The organism is Xanthomonas sp. WHRI 6106, assembly GCF_040202405.1.
Taxonomy (GTDB): domain Bacteria; phylum Pseudomonadota; class Gammaproteobacteria; order Xanthomonadales; family Xanthomonadaceae; genus Xanthomonas; species Xanthomonas cannabis.
Genome location: NZ_JBEGFC010000002.1, coordinates 120,871 through 141,091, shown reverse-complemented (window position 1 = coordinate 141,091; position 20,221 = coordinate 120,871). Strand labels below are relative to the sequence as shown.

Sequence of the window (20,221 nt, the reverse complement as noted above, 5' to 3'; positions counted from 1 at the left end):
CGACGCACCGGCGAGGCGGTCGCGTGTTGCCAGCATGGTGCGCTGTCCTCACTATGGGCCCAAAGGAAACAACAACCGCATGTCGCCCCCCAACTGCCTTCCACGTCGCGTGCTGCCGGCCTCGCTGATGACGCGATGCATGCTGCTGCTGTGCCTGGTGGCGGCGTGCGTATGGTCGGTACATGCATTGGGCGGTGTCCCGGTATTGCCGCAGCCGCGTCAACTGACGGTGGCCGACGGTCTGCCGTCCAACGTGGTGTATGGCTTCGACGAGGATGCCAACGGCTATTTGTGGCTGGCCAGCAGCGATGGACTGGCGCGCTATGACGGCCGCAACTTCCGCATCTGGCGAATCGAAGATGGGCTGCGCGACAACCAGGTGTGGGCGGTGCACGTCGACAGGCACAACCGCGTCTGGGTCGGCACCGGGATGGCGGGTCTGGCCATGCTGGACCCGTCGCGGCATCGGTTCACCTTCTACGACGGCACGCGCTACCCCGCACTGCGCGGCGCAGCGATCTGGAACATCAAGTCCACCGACGACGGCAGCATCTGGTTCGGAACCGAAAGCAACGGGTTGTATCGGCTGCGGCCGGACGGGGCGCTGGACCACTTCGTGCATCGCGCCGACGATCCACGCAGCTTGCCCGACAACGCCATCTACCGGCTCGAGGTCGACACCCGCGGCGTGCTGTGGGTGGGAACCGCTGACGGCGCTGCGCACTGGACCGGCACGGATTTCGAGCGGCAGGCGGTTCCACGCGGCACGTCGCAGATCATCACCCGGCTCACTGCCGACACCGACGGCAGCGTGTGGATAGGAACCGGTGACGACCAGCTGTTTCGACGCGACGCCGAGGGCTCGCTGCATCCGCATCAGTGGAAGGTGTCCGCCAAATTTCCGGTGCTCGGCCTGCTGCTGCGTGACCACGACGGCAGTTACTGGCTCGACACCATGGATGGGCTTGGCCACGCCATCGGCAAGGAGGTGAGCAACGTGCCGTTGTACAGCCTGGCGGCGCATGGTCGCATCCGTCCCAACTGGGAGTCGGCCTATCAGGATCGCGAAGGTGGTGTGTGGTTCGCCAGTCCCAACGGCGGGCTCTGGCATTTACCCTCGAACTGGCGCCGATTCGCAGTGGTGTTCAATTCCAAGGAGGACGGCAACCATGGCGGCAACCTGGCTATCCAGGCCGCAGCCAAATCCAGCGATGGGCGGTTCTGGCTGGTAGGAACCTCCGGCGTGCTCGAGCGGGTCGATCCTGCGGTGGGCAAGATGGAGCGCGTGTTGCCGACCTTGGGAGTGAGCAGTTGGTCCTACAGCGTGCTCGAAGATCGCAAGGGCCGGGTCTGGGTTGGCCATTTTGGAGAACTGGTCCGGTACGACCCGTCCAGCGGCGCGCTACGGCGTTGGAAGATGGCCGACGAGCAATCGCACGGCGACGGCCAGGATGAAACACTGGATGTAGCGATGGAAGCGCTGCAGCAGACCGCCGATGGACACATCTGGGTGCGCACCACGACCGGGCTGCAGGAACGCGACGAGGAGGGACGCGTGCTGCGCCGATTGCGGCGCGGCAGCCACGGCCTGGACTACGATGTGGTGGTGCACGATCTGCAGAACGGTCCCGACGGCGTGCTGTGGCTGGCTGGAAGTCAGGGCCTGCAGCGCTGGAATGCGGCCAGCGACCGCTTCGAGGCGATCGTCGGTGCGCCTGAAGAGCAGATCTTTACCTTTCGCTTCAGCGACAGTGGGGTCGCCTGGCTGGCCGGCCTGGGCAAGCTGCAGCGTTACCTGTGGAAGGACGGCCGCCTGCAGCACCTGGATACGGTCGGTGCCGAGCAGCAGTTTCCCGCGCTGGCGCCGCAAGGTCTGGTGATCGATGCCGACGGAGTGGCCTGGTTGTCGAGCATGCGTGGCCTGATCCGCGTCGATCCGGCCACACGTGGCGTGCGCGTCTTCGGCGTGCATGACGGGTTGCCCAACCCGCAGTTCGTGGCGCGCTCGCTGGTGCAATCTTCCAAGGGCATGATTGTCGGTGCCACCCCCGACGGGTTGGTGATCTTCGATCCCCGCGAGCTCAAGCCCAACGAGCATCGCGTTCCGCTGGTGATCGAGCGGGTAGGGCTGCGACGCGGCGAGAGCGGGCTGGATGTCAGTCATGTCCAGCCGTTGCTTGTGCAGGACGGCGATCGCGACCTGCATATCGTGGCGCGCCTGCTGAGCTTTGCCGATTCAGAATCCAATAGCTACCGCTTTCGCTTGAGCGGCTACGACCCGGACTGGATCGACGTCGGTCCCAGTGGTGAGCGCCTGTTCTCACGCCTACCCGCCGGGGACTACACGCTGGAAGTGCAGGGACGCACCGCCGATGGCATCTGGTCGGAAAGTCAGACGCTGCGCTTTCGGGTCATGCCGCCGTGGTGGCTGTCGCCCTGGGGTCTGACAGCGCTGGGGTTGCTGCTGCTCTGCATCATCGCCGCCGCGGTGTTGCTCTACCGCCGTCGCCTGCGCCGCCTGAACGCGTGGCAATTGGCGGTGCACAAGCAGGAACTGGCCGAGCAGGCGTCGCTGGCCAAGACGCGCTTTCTGGCAACGCTGGGCCACGAAGTGCGCACGCCGATGACCGGCGTGCTGGGCATGAGTGAATTGCTGCTCAAGACCCCGCTGGATACCAAGCAACGCAGCTATACCGAATCCATCCGCCGTGCCGGCGCGCACCTGCTGCGGTTGGTCAACGACGCGCTGGATCTGGCACGCATCGAATCCGGGCGGCTTGAGCTGGATTTGCAGCCGTTCTCGGTACGCCAGCTGGTCGCCGAGGTCGAAGGCCTGATGGCACCGCTGGCGCAGGAGCGCGGGCTGCGTTTCAGCCTGGAAGTGGGTTTGCTGGGCGACATCACCGCCAGCGGCGACCCGACCCGCATCCGTCAGATCCTGCTCAACCTGCTCAACAACGCGATCAAGTTCACCGAGCGCGGCGTGGTGGGGCTCAAGCTGACCACATTGGGCTCGTACCAGGGCTTGCGCTTCGAAGTGGCCGACACCGGCCCTGGCATCAATGCCGACCAGAAGGCGCGTTTGTTCCAGCGCTTCGAGCAAGGCGATGGTGCCAAGACCACCTCGCGCTATGGCGGCAGCGGCCTGGGCCTGGCGATCTGCCAGGAACTGGCGCTGGCGATGGGCGGGCATATCGAAGTGATCAGCCGGCTCGGGTCTGGCACGCGATTCGTCGTGGACCTGCCACTGCGCTGGATAGCCTCCAATGCACCGCTGGACGGCGAAGTGCCGCGCGCCAGCGCTGCGGTCGCTCCGCAGCGCATCCTGCTGGTGGAAGACGACCCCACGATTGCCGAGGTCATCGTTGGTTTGCTGCGCTCGCAGGGGCACTCGGTGGTGCACGCACCGCACAGCCTGGCTGCGCTCACCGAGGCCGCCGACAACACCTTCGACCTGGCGCTGCTGGATCTGGATCTGCCCGGATTGGACGGGTTTGCACTGGCGCGGCAACTGCGCGTGTTCGGTTACCAGATGCCGTTGATCGCGGTGACCGCACGCTCGGACGAGGCGGCCGAACCTGCGGCCAGGGAGGCCGGCTTCGAGAGTTTCCTGCGCAAGCCGCTGACCGGTGACATGCTGGCCGACACCGTTGCAGATGCGTTGCGAAAGGCGCGGCCCTACGATGGCGCCCGCTAGTCCACCCGCACGACAGCGCTGCGGGAAGCCTGCGGCCTGGTGAGTGAGTAACACGACGGTTTAGCATCGATGCGAGGTGGCGATTATTTCGCCAGGCATCGGCCCTGTTCAGGGAGCAGTCGCCTTGCACGCCTGGCTGCGGAGCGTTGCGGCACTGATCAAGGCCAGCGGTCTCCCCTGTGCGCGCCGCGGCGAAACAGAGGGATGAGTCGCACACGCGCATGCGCGGGCTTGCCCATACCGCGCGTGGCCCGCACTATGCGCCGACTTGTTGTGAAACTCTCCCGGTGCGCCTCTCATCCCGCTTCGCCTATCGGCTGCATGCTGCGCTTTGCTTGTGCCTGTGGCTGATTGTGCTTCCGGCACAGGCGCGCATGCCGGCCACACCGGCGCCCGTGCAGTTGACGGTTGCCGACGGACTGCCGTCCGACACGGTCAATGACTTCGCCGAGGACAAGCAGGGCTATCTGTGGCTTGCCAGCGATGACGGGTTGGCCAGATTCGATGGCCGCAACTACCGCATCTGGCGAATGGAAGATGGCCTGCCCAGCAACGTGGTCTGGGCCGTCTATGTGGATGCCAAGGACCGGGTGTGGATGGGTTTCGAGGATGGCGGCGTCGGCTTCCTGGAAGCAACCACACGCACCTTCAAGCGGCTGGAAGATCCGCAGTTTCCGGAACTGCGCGATGCCATGGTGTGGGCATTGGCGCAGACACCGAACGGCGACCTCTGGATCGGGACCGGCAAGCAGGGGGTCTACCGCTATCGGGCAGATGGGCGTATGCAGCATTTTGCTGCCACCGGTGCCGATCCCAACAGCTTGCCGTCCGACAGCATCGTCAATTTCGAGGTCGCGTCCGATACGCTGTGGATCGGCACCTGGGGCGGACTTGTGCGGTGGGACGGCGAACGCATGCAGCGCGTGCCGCTTCCGGTCGCGGACCAGTCCGTCAACAGGCTCTACCTGGAATCGGGCGGAAGGGTGCTATGGGTCGCCGATCTGCTGGGCAACACGTTCCGGCTGGACACCGCCACGCACGCCACATCGCGTCCGTGGCAGATCGCTGCCACCGGACCGCAGGTAAGAGGTGTCTTGCTGCGTGACAGGCGCGGGCGTTACTGGTTGGACACCGACGCTGGTCTGGGCATCAGCAGTGGCGACGCGCCTATAAAAAAAGTGCCGATCTACAGTGCCTCGGCGCACGGGCTGGTCAATCGGAACTGGATCGCCTCCTATCAGGACCGGGAAGGGGGGCTGTGGTTTGCCAGCCTCGAGGGCGGGCTGTGGCATCTGCCACCGCGGTGGGACACCTTCGCGGTGTTCTCGCATCATGAGGATGATCCGCAGTCGCTCTCCAATCCGTCGATCGCTGCCATAGCGCCTTCGGCGTTGGGCGGTGTCTGGATGGTGGGGACGCGAGGCGTGCTGGAGTACTTCGATCCGCTGAGCGGAAAGGTGACGCGGCATCTGGCCAGGATCGATCCAAGGCGCGTCCCCGATACCGTCTTCGAAAGCAGACAGGGGATGGTCTGGATCGGCGTACAGGAAAGCCTGGTGCGCTACGACCCGCGCACGCGGCAGGTCAAGCGTTGGCCGCTGCTGCAGGATATCGATCCCACGGTCGACCCGGACAATGCGGGCAGGCCGGGCAAGATGGCCGAAGATGCACAGGGACGCATCTGGGTGGCGCTGATGACGCAGGGCATCCAGCTGTGGAGCGACGCGGGGCAACTGCTCAGGACGATCGACTACGGAACCCATGGGCTGAAGGCGCTGACCGTGCTGGACATGCGGATCGGGCCCGATGGACAGATCTGGCTGAGCAACAAGGCCGGCCTGTGGCGCTGGGACCCGAAAGCGGACCGCTTCGTTGCGGTGCCTGGCGCGGCTGCCCTGCCAACGTATGTGTTCCGCCTGGGAGATGGCGGCATCGTCTGGGTGGGGCTGGCCGGCGAATTGCGGCGGTATCTATGGGATGGCGCCCAGCTCAAGCACCTGGATACCGCAGGAAGGGAGCAGGAGTTTCCGAAGGTGGCACCGACCGGCATGGTGATCGACGCCGGTGGGGTGGCCTGGGTGTCCAGTCACCGTGGGCTGATTCGCGTCGACCCTGCCAGCAGGCTGGTACGCGTGTACGACGTGCACGACGGTTTGCCCAGCTCGCCCATGCAGATCGCCACGCTGGTGCAGGCCCGCACCGGCCAGATACTGGGTGGCACCTCCGATGGGGTCGTGGTGTTCGATCCGTCCACGATGCGGCCGAACGTACGCCGGCCGCAGCTGCTGATCGAACGTGTGGGCCTGCGGCGTGGCGAACGCAGCCTGGATGTCACCGGCACCACGCCGCTGCAGATGCAGGACGGCGATCGCGACCTGCACATCGTCGCGCGCATGCCCACCTTCACCAATCCCGAGTCCACCAGCTACCGCTTTCGCTTGAGCGGCTACGACCCGGACTGGATCGATGTCGGCTCCAGCGGCGAGCGGCTGTTTTCGCGTCTGCCCGCCGGACACTACACGCTGGAAGTGCAGGGGCGTACCGCCGACGGCATCTGGTCGGAAAGCCAGCAGTTGCGGTTCCAGGTGTTGCCGGCGTGGTGGTGGTCGCCCTGGGGCATGACCCTGTTTGGCCTGCTCGCGCTCAGTATTGTGATTGCCGCGGTACTGCTCTACCGCCGTCGCCTGCGCCGCCTGAACGCGTGGCAATTGGCGGTGCACAAGCAGGAATTGGCCGAGCAGGCGTCGCTGGCCAAGACGCGTTTTCTGGCCACACTGGGCCACGAAGTGCGCACGCCGATGACCGGCGTGCTGGGCATGAGCGAATTGCTGCTCAAGACCACGCTGGATACCAAGCAACGCAGCTACACCGAATCCATCCGCCGTGCCGGCGCGCACCTGCTGCGGTTGGTCAACGACGCGCTGGATCTGGCACGCATCGAGTCCGGGCGGCTGGAGCTGGATTTGCAGCCGTTCTCGGTACGCCAGCTGGTTGCCGAGGTCGAAGGCCTGATGGCACCGCTGGCGCAGGAGCGCGGGCTGCGTTTCAGCCTGGAAGTAGGTTTGCTGGGCGACGTCACCGCCAGCGGCGACCCGACCCGCATCCGTCAGATCCTGCTCAACCTGCTCAACAACGCGATCAAGTTCACCGAGCGCGGCGTGGTGGGGCTCAAGCTGACCACATTGGGCTCGTACCAGGGCTTGCGCTTCGAAGTGGCCGACACCGGCCCTGGCATCAATGCCGACCAGAAAGCGCGTTTGTTCCAGCGCTTCGAACAAGGCGATGGTGCCAAGACCACCTCGCGCTATGGCGGCAGTGGCCTGGGCCTGGCGATCTGCCAGGAACTGGCGCTGGCGATGGGTGGGCATATCGAAGTGATCAGCCGTCTTGGGCTGGGCACCCGCTTCGTGGTCGACCTGCCGCTGCGCTGGGTGGCCTCCAATGCCACCCTGAGCGGCGAGGTGACGCGCGCCAGCGCACTGGTCCCGCCACAACGCATCCTGCTGGTGGAGGACGACCTGACCATCGCCGAGGTCATCGTCGGCTTGCTGAGCTCGCAGGGGCATTCGGTGGTGCATGCACCGCATAGCCTGGCCGCGCTTACCGAGGCCGCGGACAACATTTTCGACCTGGCGCTGCTGGATCTGGATCTGCCCGGATTGGACGGCTTCGCCCTGGCGCAGCAACTGCGCGTATTCGGTTACGAGATGCCGTTGATTGCGGTGACCGCGCGCTCGGACGAGGCGGCCGAACCTGCGGCCAGGGAGGCCGGCTTCGACAGTTTCCTGCGCAAGCCGCTGACTGGCGACCTGCTCGCCGACACCATTGCCGAGGCGCTGCGGAGGGTGCGTACGCGCGACGACATCTAGCTGGCCGCTCAATCGTTGACAACAGCGGCGATGCAGCGCGGCAGCGTCCTGTTGATGAATGATGGGCCATGGGGAGTGAGCGATGGGCGAGCCGGCATCGATGCAGGCCGGCGTTGATTGCGCCGGGTCTTGAACAGGCCGTCGGCCATCCTCGCGCAAGGCCGTGACCACTGCGCCACTCGGGCAGTGACTTGCGAACACACCGCGTCCCGCTGCCCGCACCAGCCAAGGCGGCGGTGTCTACTCCGCCACTGCCTCCACGTCCCTGGGATGCGGCCGGGTCTCGGCCAGCTGCCAGAAGATCAGCGTAGAGGTCAGGGTGATGCCGCCCACGCACAGGAAGGTGGCATGCAGCGCGGCAGTGGCGCCATGCGTATCGCCCAGATGCGTGTTGAACGCGGCAAGCAGGCTGCCGGCTGCTGCTGCGCCGAATCCGGTCGCCAGCATCATCACCATCGACAACAAACTGTTGCCGGGGCTGGCCTGCTCGCGGTCCAGGTCGCGCAGGGTCACGGTATTCATGACGGTAAACTGCAACGAGTTGACCCCGCCAAAGCAGGCCAGTTGCAGCAGGCGCAGCCACAGCGGCTGGCCGGCCTCGATCAGTGCAAAGCTGGCCATTGCCAGGCCTACCAGCACGGTGTTGACCATCAGCGTGTTGCGGTAGCCAAAGCGCCCCACCAGTTTCACCGCGGCGCGTTTGGCGGCCATGCCGGCCAGCGCTACCGGCACCATCATCAGCCCGGCGTTCATCGGGCTCATCCCCATGCCGACCTGCAGCAACAACGGGATCAGAAACGGCATCGAGCCACTGCCGATGCGTGCGAACAGGTTGCCGAGAATGCCGATGCGGTAGCTTGCCACCTTGAACAACGCCAACGGAAACAAGGCATTGGCGGCCGTACCGGCATGCAACCAGTAACCGGCAAGCGCGGCCAGCCCACCGATCGCCAGCAACATCACGAAGGCATGGCGCATGCCCGGTTCGGCGATGCCATCCAGCGCCAGCGACAACGCCACCATGCCAAACGCCAGCATCAGATAGCCGACCAGATCGAAGCGCCGGCGTGCATCGCCGTAATGGTCCGGCATGATCTTCAACGCAGCGATAAAACCGATGATGCCGATCGGCAAGTTGATCAGGAACACCCAATGCCACGAGGCGACTTCGACCAGCCAGCCGCCCAAGGTCGGGCCGATCAGCGGGCCGATCAGCGCGGGGATCGCGATAAAGCTCATTGCTCGCAGGAAGTCTTCGCGCGCCACCGTCTTGAGTACCGCCAACCGCCCGACCGGCAGCAACATCGCCCCGCCGATGCCTTGCACCACGCGCGCGGCCACCAACTGCGGCAGCTGTTGCGCAGCGGCGCATAGCAGCGAGCCCAAGGTGAACACGATGATCGCGGCAAGAAAGGTACGCCGCGTGCCGAAGCGGTCGGCAATCCAGCCCGAGGCCGGGATGAACATCGCTACCGCCAGCGCATAGCTGAACACCACCGACTGCATCTGCAGCGGGCTTTCACGCAGGCTGCGCGCCATCGACGGCAACGCCGTGTTGACGATGGTCGCATCCAGCATCTGCATGAAGATCGCCAGCGACACCAGCCACAGCAACGGCTTGACCTCGGCGTAGGCACGCACGGCAGGGGCGGAAGAGGGCATGGGCATCGCTATCGGGTGGGCAGCGCATTATCTCCGCACGCGCGTGCAGAGCGTTGCAACACGCTGCACTCCCGCGCTGCTTGAGTCCGCCGCAGCGCGCGCGGCCGCATTGGCGGCGAGTGAGACGCGCCTCACTCAATCCAATTGCGGGCAAGCCGGAGGTCACGAATCGTCGGGAACGGACGGCGGGCACGTGCTAATGCCAGATCTGGCTTGCACCAAGCGGTTGCGTTGCTGGCGAATCTTCTTGCGCCTGTCGCCGGACCGGTCACCGCAAGCGAGCGTCGTCTCACATGAGGGGGAACGCCCGAGTGCGGGCGAGGGGAGCGTTCGATCAAGAGCCGAATGCGCGCTTGGAGCTTTGCCGACGGTCTGGTCAGGGATGGCGCGACTTGGGTCTGGCCGCCTTTCGAGCGCGCCAGTCGATCAGGTCGAAAACATCCATGGAAAAGCAAATCTTCGATGTCGTACAGCGCGCGTATGTCCCGGGCGATCCCTTGGAGGACGTTCTGGCAAGGATCGCCGCGGAGTTGTCGCACAGCGCGATTACGAACGGCGCGGTATGTGAATTTGTCGCGGTGGAGAATGGCAGCCCAGTGGCAGCGGATCAGCTAGACGCAGGGCCCACGGGGACGCAGTGTTTTGCTGTCCAGCACGCCCGGCAGGTGCTCGGCACACTGAACGTAACGTCGGCCCAAGGCGGAATGACCCAGCAGGCGATGCTGCTGTGCCAGCAGATCGCAAGGTGGTGTGCGTACCTGATCAAGCGCGACGCCGCGCGGGCGTTGGCGCAAGACCGGTTCGGTCGAGCGCTGTCGCTTGTGGGCGTGAGCGAAGAGGTCTGGAAGATCGACGAATTCGTCGAGCAAGCGGCATGCAGTCGTCTGCCGGTCATCCTGCGCGGCGAGTTCGGTACTGAAACGGAGCATGCGGCGGTCCTGCTGCATGCCACTGCGCCCTGGCAGAAAGGGCCGTTCGTTGCGATCGATTGCGCTGCTCCCGACGACGCACCGGCAGCATGGCTCGAGCGCGCTGCCGGGGGAACGCTGTTCCTGCAGGGAGTGGACGAGCTCGACGACGCCTTGCAGCGCCAGTTGGCCGGGCAGCTTCGGGGCCGCTGCAGTACCTGGTCTGCGTTGGGCGGCGCGGACTTGACCCGAATAGTCGCGTCCACAGCCGCCGATCTGTCGCGCCGCGTTCGGGCCGGACGCTTCTCGCAGGCGCTGCTCTCGCAGCTGGATGTCCTGTCGTTCGAACTCGCGCCGTTGCGTAAGCGGCGGGCGGATATCGGCTTTCATGTCGAGTGCGTTCTGGATCGGAATGGCCTGGATCACGGTCAGGTGGTCACTGAGATGCTGATTGACGCCCTGGTCCACTATTCATGGCCGGAAAACCTCCAGGAACTGGAACGGGTGGTGCTGCGACTGGCGGTCATGACCGCTGGCGGGCCGGTCGGCATTGCCGATATCCAGCGCCATGCGCCGCATCTGCTGGAAGGTCGGGCACAAGAAGCGCAGCGCGATGCGCGCGCCACGATGCCGCAACAGGCGGATCCTCCCGGCCAGCCAACGCCGCCGGAAACCCCGGTCGACTGGATCGACGGCCTCCCGCATCGCCCCGGCCAACGCCTCGCCAGCCTGCACGACGCACTGCGGCGCGCATTGGTGCATCTGGGCGCGCACTATACCGAGCCGCTGACCCTGGGCGACCTGGCTCGTCAAGCGCACGTCAGCCAGTCGCATCTGGGCTTCCTGTTCCGCGACGAACTCGGCACCCCGTTCAAACCGATGCTGCAGCAGCTCCGCATCGAAAAGGCCAAGGAGCTTCTGCACCGGCAACCGAAACTGCGCATCACCGAAGTGGCGCTGAAGGTCGGTTTCGGCGACCTGAGCCATTTCGAGAAGAGCTTCCGGCGGTTGGTGGGAGTGAGTCCGCGTGAGTTCCGTAACGCCGGCACAGGCGGTGGGATCGACTAAACCCCGAGTAGCCATGTTCTGGCGCTTCGTGCTGGGCACCTTGCGGATGGCCCAGCACGAAGTTCTCCTGTGCTATTTCCGGTGGTCTCACGCTCCTTGCTGTGACGGGTATCGAAGTGGAACTTTTCAAGTTTGCTGCTGGAAAGTGGCAGTCTGCATTCCACCTCCTGGCGCGTATACCAGCCTTACCACAATCCCGTTCATGTGATTCGGATCCGAGATGTTGTACGTCTTGCCAACGACCAGATTGGCATTAGGATAGGGCGCGATTCGCGCTACGAGATATTGGGCGGGGTTGCCTGCCTGGACTTCTATGTTGCCTCCGGTAGCGATGGTGTCGAAGTCAGGTAATTGCCTCGCGGTGGTAGTCATGGTGCATTTCCTTCGATGCTTCACGGCAAGATAGGCAGCCTCGTGATGCCCTTGATTTCGGTCAAGAGGTCTGTGTCCACCAAGTCGACGCCGCAGTGGGGTCATACTCGCCAGTGCAGCGCAAATTCCTAGTCACAGGGAACTGCGGGTAAGGTAAAATTATCTTGGGAATTTTCTAAGTACGCTGTACTGCCAAAGAATGCGGGCCCAGGAAAGACGCTGGCTAGAAAATCCAGTGAAATGAGATGAAGTAACTGGTATTTATTCAGAAAAGAAGTAGAAACGTATTCTTGAGACTGCTCTATTTAAATTTTTAGTCCGGAAGCCAATCCGCCGCATCCTCTTTATAAGTCAATGCCGGCGGGTAATCCTTGATGTCTCCCCACGTTCTTTTTCCATTCGCTATATCTTTCATTAATGGATACAGGTTGTCAGTATTTGATAGATGATAACCACGGCCGCATTCCGCTAAATGGGTGATGATTGCCAACTCAAGCAGTTGCTGGGGGAGGTCCGTCAAGAGTACGTCATCACCAATCGCCCATAGGAGGAATTGTCTAGCAAGATCCTTACCCTGATTTGGCTGCTTCCAAGCCCAGTCGGCTATGGCTACATAACTAGATGGCTTTCGCCCTTTTGCTCGGATCACTGGGTCGTAATCTTGCCACCCTCGACCAAGTGTGAACCCTATGGCGTCCAGCTGGGTGTTGACATGGTCTATCAATTCCTGTCGGCACTGGTTTCTTTTTACTGCATCAGCGCCTCCCCATACGTTTGTCCACCAATACCGACCATAATCCGTTAACATTTTTGCTTCTCTCTTGCTCATGCCATCTTCCTTTTTAGTGTTGATGGAGGTTGTTTTAGAATAAAATCTTACTGCCACTCTTCGAGCTCCAGAAAAATCAACATGACAATAGGTGGATATTTAATCCTTTCATGTCTTTATAGTTGATTTAGTAAAATTAGTTGTTTCAAATTATTAAGGTGATTTATAGGATTCATCTTATGAAATGCAATGCAAGACAAATTTGTCTCTCGTGTTACTGGAGTTGGCGGTGCGTATAGCATTTGCACGAATATTTCGGTGACCGCAGGGCGGATACTGCTCGGCGTTGTTGGTCAGCCTAATGATCAGTTGGCTGGCGAAATGGTGTCTTCATTATTCTTGCTAGATTCTTCCATTCAGCACTTCCATAAATCAGGAAACGTGCGCAATCACGCCTTGCGCGGTCAACGCGGCAAGTTGGCCCATCCAGCCGGTGTCGGCATGGCTTGGCGCCGGTGCCAGGTAGTAGCCGCACCATGCCAGGCCGGTCTGGGTCTTGAGCCAGTTGAGGGCCGGTAGTCCGGGGAATTGATCGGTGTCGAAGCCTGTGTAGAACGTCATGTCGGAATTCCTTCGGACCGCGTGTTGGCTAGACCGTGGGCGAGATGGCCAGGGCGAGTGGGCCGCGCCACTGGATTGACGTCGCGGTTGGGAATCGGATGAGCGTTCCCTTAAAGACCGGATAGATCACTGCAAAAACCGGAGTCACCGCAACGCCGAAACGTATCGGTCCGTCAGTTGGCTGTTCCATCGTCGGCGTTTGGACTCGCTGGCGACGTGGCCGCCATCGCCTGCTCGGTTTGCTGATGCGCGGCGGCCACCGCAGCGGCGGCAGCCTGGTCGGCCTGCTGCAGTGCCTGATTTGCGCTGTCGATCGCCTGATTATTGCCGGCTGCGGCAGTTGCCGCGGTTGCGGCCTGCATTGCTGCCTGCACTGCCATGTCGCTAGCCGCCATCGCTTGATCGATCTGAGCTTGCGCCGCTTTCAGCGCCGCTTCGATCTGCGAGGATCCTGACGATTGCGCTGTGGTGGCTGGTGTCTGGTTCGGGGACGTGGGCGTGGGCTGGGTATCGTCGGACATGCTGGTATCTCCTGAAGTGGACGCGGAATGGAGCGGGATGACGGCATCGGCACTCGGTGGCCGCATCGGCGCGGCGAGTGGTGCGGTTTCGGTTGGGCGCTGCGCTGCAAGCGTGCGCAGCAATTCGCCCAGTGCGTGTTCTGCCTGCGTCACGGTCTGGCGTGCGGCCGCCAAGGCAGCGGCGCGACCTGCATGCACCGCGTCGCGGGCCGCGTCGGCGGCGCTGACGACAGGCGGGGCCTGTTCGGTGGTCGCGGGGGACGAGCTTGATGCGTTCACTCCGAGTCCTCCGTCTCCGCGACCTGCGACGTGCTACTGGATGCAGGTGCGGCACCGAAATCCCGCAGCGAGATGACGCCGCCGTTGACCTGCAGCAGCGCAGCCAGGGTGTCGTTGTGCATGGCGAATACGCAGCTGTTGCCATCCTGGCCCAGCACGCCGCGGCTGGGCCGGTTGGCGGCCAGGAAGGCCTGCGCAGATTGCAGGTAAAGGCGGATCGCGTCGCTCGCCGCCTGGTCGCCGCCGTCGCCTCGGTAGCGGGTGTGCTGGACGATCTGCTGTGCCGCCAGCGATAGCCGTGCGAAGCCGATCTGGCGCCCACGCGCCAGCCAGTCGGCAACGCTGCGCTCGACCTCGTTGGGCGAAGGCAACCCCTGCACCTGTGGGCAATCCAGGGTGGTGAACAGCTGCGGTAGCAGCGTCTGCAGTGCCGACGCTGCTGCATGTGCGCGCTCGTCCGCTGCGACGATGTTGGCGGTGCAGGCCAGGTAGAAGCGATAGTAGTCGCAGAATTCCAGGGGCGTGCGCGCCTGCTCGACGGCGAATGCTGCCGCTTCCTGTTGCAGTGCCGGCGTCACATTGGCTGGCGGCGGGTCGGCGGCCAGTTGGCGGAGTGCCAGGCTTTCTTCCAGGTCCAACGACTGGAACACCGCGGCGCCATCGACCTTCAGCTGCGTCAGCAGGCTACGGCCTGCGGCCAGGTCGCTTGCGGTGTATAGGGCATTGTCTCGAAAGATCCGCTGCAGCTGCGCCTTGACTACCGAACCGGTGTCGCCGGCTTCGGCGTGCGCCAGCGTGCCCAGGTCGTTCGGGCTCAAGGTCATCAGCTTGACCGGGCTGACCTTCAGTTCCAGCTGCGGCAACAGGGCCAGGCGCGAGCCGTGCAGGCCTTGCTGCACCTCGTCGAGCAAGCTGCTCTCGTCGGGGAAGTCGTAGCGCACACCGGGCGACTGGATCGCCCAGGCCAGCCATTGCGTGCCTCCATCGATGAAGGCCAGGCACTGCCTGCCCAGCGTCGAGAGCATCGTCGGCATCGAGATCAGGCGGCCTGCGATCGAAACGGACATTGCATGACTCCTTGAGAGGTCAACCAGCGGGGAAGTTCTTCAGCACCAGGCCGGCCGCCGAGCCGATCCTGGCGAAGTCGTCGGTGGCGCCCTGCATCAGCGCCTGCGCCTGGGTGAGCGCGGTGACGTATTTGGCATCGCCGGTGGCCAGGTACTGCGCCATCGCCACGCCAACGGCGGTGGTGGCGATCGTGGAGACATTGCGTAGCGCATCGGTGGCGTCCTGCACTGCGATGGCGGTGGACTGCGCTACCGATTGATACGCCTTTCCGGCGCCGCTGGTCAGCACGACCTGCGGGCTCATGGTGGCCATCTGGGTCTGGTTGATCACATCGATGACCTGGGCATTGACCTTGCTCGGTTCCATCTCGGCTCCCGTGGATTGATCGGCGGCCTGGCAAGGAGGCCTGGTGGTGGAACGCGCCTCTACGCAGGCCGCTTATGGCGGAGGCGGCGCTGTAGATGCAGGTGCAGGTGCAGGCACAGATGCAGATGCAGGTGCAGCAGGAGCAGCAGGTGCAGGTGCAGAAGGGGGTGCGCCAGCAGCTGCGGCTGCGGGTGGAACTGGGGGTGGAGCAGCAGGAGCATCAGCAGTGGCAGGATCATTGGGGCCGGCGCCGGGAGCGGGGGGAGTGGCGGGCAGCGGCGGCGGAACGCTCAGCGCATGCACTTCCATGAGGTCGGCAATCGCCGTCGCCGCATCTGCTGAGGCGCCCTGCGCTTGCGTCTTCAGCACGTCGACGGCCACCTTGGCTTCCGCCGCTGCGGCGGCGATCAGTGCGGCCGGCGGGGGCGGTACGGGGGGCGGGCCGGGCAATGGTGCGACTGTCGGTGGAGGGCCTGGAGGCGCGGGCGGTGGCGGCGGCGGAACCGGGAACGGTGCCGAGATCATCTTGGCGCAGGCCGCAGTGATCGCAGCGGCATTGATCATGCCGGCGCCCTGCTGCCGGTTGACGGCGTTGTGCATCGCCATGCCCAGCGTTTCCAGCATCACGGCATCGAGCATGCCGAGCGCCTGTGCGGGTGCCTGACCGGTGGTCAGCGTCACGATGCTGCTCACCGCGTCGACGATCTGGCTGTTCACGGTACTGTCGTCGATCATGATGAAGTCGCTCCCTTCTGGATGATCAAGGCAAGGATCTGGGTGAGTGCGGCATCGGCGAGCACCTGTCCGCGTTGCTGATTGGCGACGGCGTTTTCCATTGCCAGCGCGATGGAATCCGACAACGCCAGGTAGGTGGCCCCCATCGCGAAGGCCGGCGCTTGCCCGATGGCCAACGCCGCACCGGTTGCGGCAGGGCCGACCAGGCTGGCGACGCTTGCGGCACGCGCGCTTGGCTGCATGACGGGGCACTAGCCCTGGGTTCTAGGCCAACGACGGCCTGCGCTGTTCAATGCCAGCCGACGCCGAGAACAGCACGGTGTTTTGTGGCTCGTGCTTGCCTGCGTATTGCAGGGCAACGCCATTGCGCACGGATTCTAGGAAGGCAAAATTGCCGTGCGGCACATCGATCACGCCGTCCAGCTTCTGGCGATACACCAGCGGCTGCACACCGGGAATCAGCGGGAGAATTCCGTCGAACTCGACGTTCATCACTGCCTTCTGATGCGGCGCGAAGGTCGCCACGATGGTGCGGCCCCTGATCAGTCTGACGAAGACGTCCAGGGTGTTGGACGTGGGGATATGACGTAGTTGCAGCATGGGGCGTCCTTTCTCGATTCGGCCGGCGAACTGCGTGTGAGTTTTATGGGTCTGGCATATCGAACCAGGCGCCGCTCACCCTGTGGCAGCGGCGCCTGGCTGCCGATTACCTGAGCCCGGCGCTCAGGATTTCCCGGGTGGCGACGCCATCGGACGCGGTATCGATCGAGTACAGGGTGGACACGCCCTGGGTGGTCGATGCCTGCATCGTCACGTAGGACTGCTGCTGGTTGTTGGTGGCGTTGTGCGCGGCGTTGGACAGCGCCTGGCTGGTGGCGACGAACAGGTTGCCCATTGCAATCGCCGGCGCATCGCCGAGGACCTTGGTGTTGACCTGGGAAACGGAATCGGTGATCTGGCTGTTGACGGCGGTCGGAAAGGCCATGGTGATAGCTCCTTGAGGTAGTGAAAGAACGAAGACGCTGCGGCGTTAGCGGTTAGCCGAGAATCTTCTTGGTGGCGGCACCGGTGGTGCCGGTATCGAGCGAATACAGCAGCGAAACGCCCATGGTGGTCGCTGCCTGTGCGGTGACATACATCTGCTGTTGCGCGAGCGTGGCGTTGTGGGCCGCGTTTGCCAGCGCCTGCGCGGTGGCCTGGTACAGATTGCCCATGGCTGCGGCGGGCGAGCTTCCCAGTACCTGCAGGTTGGCCTGGGTAACCGAGTCGGTGATCTGGTCGTTGACGGCGGTGGGAAATGCCATTGGTGGATGTCCTTGGCGTTAGCCGGGCCTTCAGACGCCCAGGATCTGCTTGGTAACGACGCCGGTGGTCGCGGTATCGATGGAGTACAACGTGGCCACTCCCATCGTGGTAGCCGATTGCGCAGTGACATAGCTCTGCTGCTGCGCGTTGGTTGCGTTGTGGGCAGCATTGGCCAACGCTTGCGCAGTTGCCTGATACAGATTGCCCATTGCAATCGCCGGCGCGTCGCCAAGGACCTTGGTATTTACCTGGGTAACGGAATCGGTGATCTGATTATTGACTGCGGTTGGAAATGCCATTGCTTGCTCCTTATGTGCCAGAAATCACGATTGGCTTAGCCCAGGCCCTTCACGCCAGTGCTCAGAACCTGCTTGGTCGCCACTCCGGTGGTGGCAGTATCGATGGAGTACAGGGTGGCGACCCCCATCGTGGTTGAAGACTGCGCGGTGACATAGCTCTGCTGCTGCGCATTGGTCGCGTTATGGGCGGCATTGGCCAGCGCTTGTGCAGTGGCCTGGTAAAGATTGCCCATGGCGATGGCAGGGGCATCGCCCAGCACCTTGGTATTGGCTTGTGTGACGGAGTCGGTGATCTGGTCGTTGACGGCAGTTGGAAAGGCCATGCTTTTCTCCCTGATGTACGGATGGTTGAAGCGCTGGAACAAACGTGACGGTGTCGAGGTTGCGCAGGCGGCCTGCCTGGCTGGAGATGTGTTGTAGTGGCACCGCATCACCGTGGAGCAACAGTAGATCGCCGTGCCTTCGAAGAATTGGCGCAAACGACGGCAATGCCGGGTTTATCGACGTGAAGCCGAACTGGCTTGAGAGCGGCATGCGAGGGGGTGATGCGATCTGGAACGCGGTGCGGTGAATTCATCGGCAAATCGCAACCGGGTTTGCAAAAACACCCAGCAAAATGCGCGAGGACGTGCATCGGCTGGGCCGGCTGCCAGCGGGCTCAGCGTTGCGCTGTCCTGCGCCAGCCGCTCTACGTGCCGCTGGTGAGAGATCAGACCAATCGGCTGTGACGCTGCAGACGCAGCACATCGACTGACAGCATGAGCGCTGTCATGAATCGGTATGCGTGTACAGAGGCCGGCTGCGGGCTGCCTGCCCTGGCCTGCGGTATCGCCGGGCATGCGCGTGTGGGCAGCGCTTGGCATGGGTTGGATGCCACGACCGACGCCGTAGCGTCGGCGGGAGTGAGTCCAGGAGGCTGACGCATCGGCATTGATGCGCGGTATTACGACGACCCGATGCTGGTGTTGAAGACAGCGTTCCGACGCGGGCGGTGTCGGCCCGTCAGCGCGTACTTAGGCGCATGCTGGTCGAGTTTCCATAGCGTGAGCCGATGACGTTTGCACTGCTCGGCCAGCACACGAACGTGTTCCGGCCTGATTTTGCGGCAACCGACAGTACGCGCGGTGCCGTCGGTTGCAGAGCCCGTCAGCGCTTGCTCAAGCTCTGCACTGCCTCAACCAGCACGCCCACGTGCTCCGGATTCATGTCTGGCGACATGCCGTGGCCGAGGTTGAAGACGTGGCCTTCGCGCGAGCCGCCATTGCCCTGGGCGTAGCTGTCCAGGGTCTTGCCGACCTCGGCGCGGATCGCTTCGGGCGAGCCGTACAGGGTGGCCGGGTCCAGGTTGCCCTGCACGGCGACGCGGCCGCCGGCGCGCTGCGCGGCATCGGCCAGCGAGATGGTCCAGTCCACGCCCACCGCTTCGGCGCCGCTGGCGGCCAGATCGGCCACGTAGGCACCGTTGCCCTTGCCGAACAGCACCAGCGGGGTGCGTTCGGCGCCATCGCCGCGTTCCAGTTCACGCGCGACGCGGGTGAGGTAGGGCAGCGAGAATTCGCGGTACATCGCCGGCGACAGCACGCCGCCCCAGGTGTCGAACACCTGCAATGCCTGCGCACCGGCCGCACGCTGCGCGGCCAGGTAGGCGATGACCGCATCGGTGACGGTGCCGAGCAGGTGATGCAGCAGCTCCGGCGCGTTGAAGGCCATGGCCTTGATGCGCGCGTACTCCTTGCTGCCGCCACCTTCGATCATGTAGCAGGCCAGCGTCCACGGGCTGCCGGAGAAGCCGATCAGCGGCACGGACCCATCCAGCTCGCGGCGGATCACGCGTACCGCGTCCATCACGTAGCGCAGTTCGGTTTCCATGTCCGGCACGCCCAGGCGGTGGATCGCGGCGGCATCGCGCACTGGGTGACGGAACTTGGGGCCTTCGCCTTCGACGAAGTACAGCTCCAGGCCCATCGCATCGGGGATGGTCAGGATGTCGGAGAACAGGATTGCCGCATCCAGCGGGAAGCGCTGCAGCGGCTGCAGGGTCACTTCGCAGGCGATGTCCGGGTTCTTGGCCATGCCCAGGAAGCTGCCGGCGCGCGCGCGGGTGGCGCGGTACTCCGGCAAGTAGCGGCCGGCCTGGCGCATCAACCATACGGGGGTGCGGTCCACGGGCTGGCGGTTGAGGGCGCGCAGCAGACGATCGTTCTTGAGCATGGGAAGGTGTGTCCTCAGCGCGGCGCGTCGGCGCCGCCGGTGATGAGTTGGAAGCCGCGCTTGAGCTGGGTGTCGCGGGCCTTTTCGAAGGCCCGGTCGGCCTCGTCCTGCAGCAGGTACTGGTCGCGCCGGAGTTGCGTGCGTCCACCGATCTGGCCGCTCTCGCGCAGCAGTTCCCAGCCACCGAACAGATCCGGTTGCAGGGTCAGCTGGACATAGCGGAGCGGCTCGTTGCCGCCGGAGTCGTGTTGCAGGAGGATGCGCATGTCACCGATTGTAGCCGGGCGCTGCTGAAGGCTGGGAGGCAGTGGGCACGCCGGGTTGCGCCGGGAGCGCTGGCAAGCAGGGATTGCGTAGAAGCGCACCTGGGCGCGATGGGGGTGTATTGGCAAGCCCCGTCGCGCCCAGGTGCGCTCCTACAAGGAGTGGGCGTCGGGGCGGTCGACGGCAGTTGCGTGCGGCCATGCAGCG

General features: G+C 64.0%; 19 protein-coding genes and 1 pseudogene. 4 read left to right on the top strand and 16 right to left on the bottom strand.

Annotated elements, in window-relative coordinates:
- Positions 1 to 79: 79 nt before the first annotated feature.
- A complete protein-coding gene (locus ABQZ09_RS03925; RefSeq protein ID WP_503018444.1) occupies positions 80 to 3,697 on the top strand; it encodes a hybrid sensor histidine kinase/response regulator in 3,618 nt (1,205 codons plus the stop codon).
- A gap of 374 nt (positions 3,698 to 4,071) precedes the next feature.
- Positions 4,072 to 7,566 (top strand): hybrid sensor histidine kinase/response regulator, encoded by a 3,495-nt coding sequence (locus tag ABQZ09_RS03920; RefSeq protein WP_349776163.1) that lies wholly within the window; start codon positions 4,072 to 4,074, stop codon positions 7,564 to 7,566.
- A 240-nt stretch (positions 7,567 to 7,806) separates the two neighbouring features.
- Here the strand turns inward: ABQZ09_RS03920 and mdtD are convergent, their stop codons facing one another.
- Positions 7,807 to 9,234, bottom strand: a complete 1,428-nt coding sequence (gene mdtD / locus ABQZ09_RS03915; RefSeq protein WP_425598955.1) for a multidrug transporter subunit MdtD — start codon at positions 9,232 to 9,234, stop codon at positions 7,807 to 7,809.
- Positions 9,235 to 9,671: 437 nt separating this feature from the next.
- Here mdtD and ABQZ09_RS03910 point away from each other — a divergent pair, with 437 nt between their 5' ends.
- Positions 9,672 to 11,204 (top strand): helix-turn-helix domain-containing protein, encoded by a 1,533-nt coding sequence (locus ABQZ09_RS03910; RefSeq protein ID WP_349776162.1) that lies wholly within the window; start codon positions 9,672 to 9,674, stop codon positions 11,202 to 11,204.
- 126 nt (positions 11,205 to 11,330) lie between these two features.
- Here the strand turns inward: ABQZ09_RS03910 and ABQZ09_RS03905 are convergent, their stop codons facing one another.
- The 6 genes from ABQZ09_RS03905 to ABQZ09_RS03880 form a co-directional block, all read right to left on the bottom strand.
- Entirely contained in the window at positions 11,331 to 11,576 is a 246-nt protein-coding gene (locus ABQZ09_RS03905; protein ID WP_349776161.1) for a hypothetical protein, read from the bottom strand.
- Positions 11,577 to 11,889: 313 nt separating this feature from the next.
- Positions 11,890 to 12,405, bottom strand: a complete 516-nt coding sequence (locus ABQZ09_RS03900) for a hypothetical protein (RefSeq protein ID WP_349776160.1) — start codon at positions 12,403 to 12,405, stop codon at positions 11,890 to 11,892.
- Between the two features lie 372 nt (positions 12,406 to 12,777).
- The gene (locus ABQZ09_RS03895) at positions 12,778 to 12,966 is read right to left on the bottom strand and encodes a hypothetical protein (protein ID WP_349776159.1); all 189 of its coding nucleotides are present in this window, start codon (positions 12,964 to 12,966) and stop codon (positions 12,778 to 12,780) included.
- A 173-nt stretch (positions 12,967 to 13,139) separates the two neighbouring features.
- Positions 13,140 to 13,487, bottom strand: coding sequence for a hypothetical protein (locus tag ABQZ09_RS03890; protein ID WP_349776158.1), 348 nt, complete (start codon positions 13,485 to 13,487; stop codon positions 13,140 to 13,142).
- A 275-nt stretch (positions 13,488 to 13,762) separates the two neighbouring features.
- Positions 13,763 to 14,833, bottom strand: a complete 1,071-nt coding sequence (locus ABQZ09_RS03885; protein WP_349776157.1) for a hypothetical protein — start codon at positions 14,831 to 14,833, stop codon at positions 13,763 to 13,765.
- A gap of 19 nt (positions 14,834 to 14,852) precedes the next feature.
- Positions 14,853 to 15,200 carry a hypothetical protein gene (locus tag ABQZ09_RS03880; protein WP_047695780.1) on the bottom strand — a complete coding sequence of 116 codons (348 nt, stop codon included), beginning with the start codon at positions 15,198 to 15,200 and terminating at the stop codon, positions 14,853 to 14,855.
- Positions 15,201 to 15,295: 95 nt separating this feature from the next.
- Here ABQZ09_RS03880 and ABQZ09_RS03875 point away from each other — a divergent pair, with 95 nt between their 5' ends.
- Complete coding sequence (locus ABQZ09_RS03875) at positions 15,296 to 15,511, top strand: hypothetical protein (protein ID WP_349776353.1); 216 nt, start codon at positions 15,296 to 15,298, stop codon at positions 15,509 to 15,511.
- A gap of 214 nt (positions 15,512 to 15,725) precedes the next feature.
- On the opposite strand, the pseudogene ABQZ09_RS03870 reads toward ABQZ09_RS03875, so the two are convergent.
- From ABQZ09_RS03870 to ABQZ09_RS03830, 9 genes and pseudogenes are all read right to left on the bottom strand, one after another.
- A pseudogene (locus ABQZ09_RS03870) lies at positions 15,726 to 15,935 on the bottom strand (RebB family R body protein); the annotation flags it as partial.
- Positions 15,932 to 16,177: a RebB family R body protein gene (locus ABQZ09_RS03865; protein ID WP_039414362.1), complete on the bottom strand. Its 246-nt coding sequence runs from the start codon at positions 16,175 to 16,177 to the stop codon at positions 15,932 to 15,934. The pseudogene ABQZ09_RS03870 and the gene ABQZ09_RS03865, both read right to left, overlap by 4 nt.
- Positions 16,178 to 16,199: 22 nt before the next feature.
- On the bottom strand, positions 16,200 to 16,535 hold the full coding sequence (locus tag ABQZ09_RS03860) for a hypothetical protein (RefSeq protein WP_039414365.1): 336 nt from the start codon (positions 16,533 to 16,535) through the stop codon (positions 16,200 to 16,202).
- 106 nt (positions 16,536 to 16,641) lie between these two features.
- Positions 16,642 to 16,920 carry a RebB family R body protein gene (locus ABQZ09_RS03855; protein ID WP_022973268.1) on the bottom strand — a complete coding sequence of 93 codons (279 nt, stop codon included), beginning with the start codon at positions 16,918 to 16,920 and terminating at the stop codon, positions 16,642 to 16,644.
- A gap of 52 nt (positions 16,921 to 16,972) precedes the next feature.
- Positions 16,973 to 17,239 (bottom strand): RebB family R body protein, encoded by a 267-nt coding sequence (locus ABQZ09_RS03850; protein WP_039414371.1) that lies wholly within the window; start codon positions 17,237 to 17,239, stop codon positions 16,973 to 16,975.
- A 30-nt stretch (positions 17,240 to 17,269) separates the two neighbouring features.
- The gene (locus ABQZ09_RS03845; protein ID WP_022973269.1) at positions 17,270 to 17,539 is read right to left on the bottom strand and encodes a RebB family R body protein; all 270 of its coding nucleotides are present in this window, start codon (positions 17,537 to 17,539) and stop codon (positions 17,270 to 17,272) included.
- Between the two features lie 35 nt (positions 17,540 to 17,574).
- Entirely contained in the window at positions 17,575 to 17,862 is a 288-nt protein-coding gene (locus tag ABQZ09_RS03840) for a RebB family R body protein (protein ID WP_039414376.1), read from the bottom strand.
- A gap of 823 nt (positions 17,863 to 18,685) precedes the next feature.
- Positions 18,686 to 19,750, bottom strand: a complete 1,065-nt coding sequence (gene hemE, locus ABQZ09_RS03835; RefSeq protein ID WP_039414379.1) for a uroporphyrinogen decarboxylase — start codon at positions 19,748 to 19,750, stop codon at positions 18,686 to 18,688.
- A 14-nt stretch (positions 19,751 to 19,764) separates the two neighbouring features.
- Positions 19,765 to 20,016 carry a WGR domain-containing protein gene (locus tag ABQZ09_RS03830; RefSeq protein ID WP_039414382.1) on the bottom strand — a complete coding sequence of 84 codons (252 nt, stop codon included), beginning with the start codon at positions 20,014 to 20,016 and terminating at the stop codon, positions 19,765 to 19,767.
- Positions 20,017 to 20,221 lie beyond the last annotated feature (205 nt).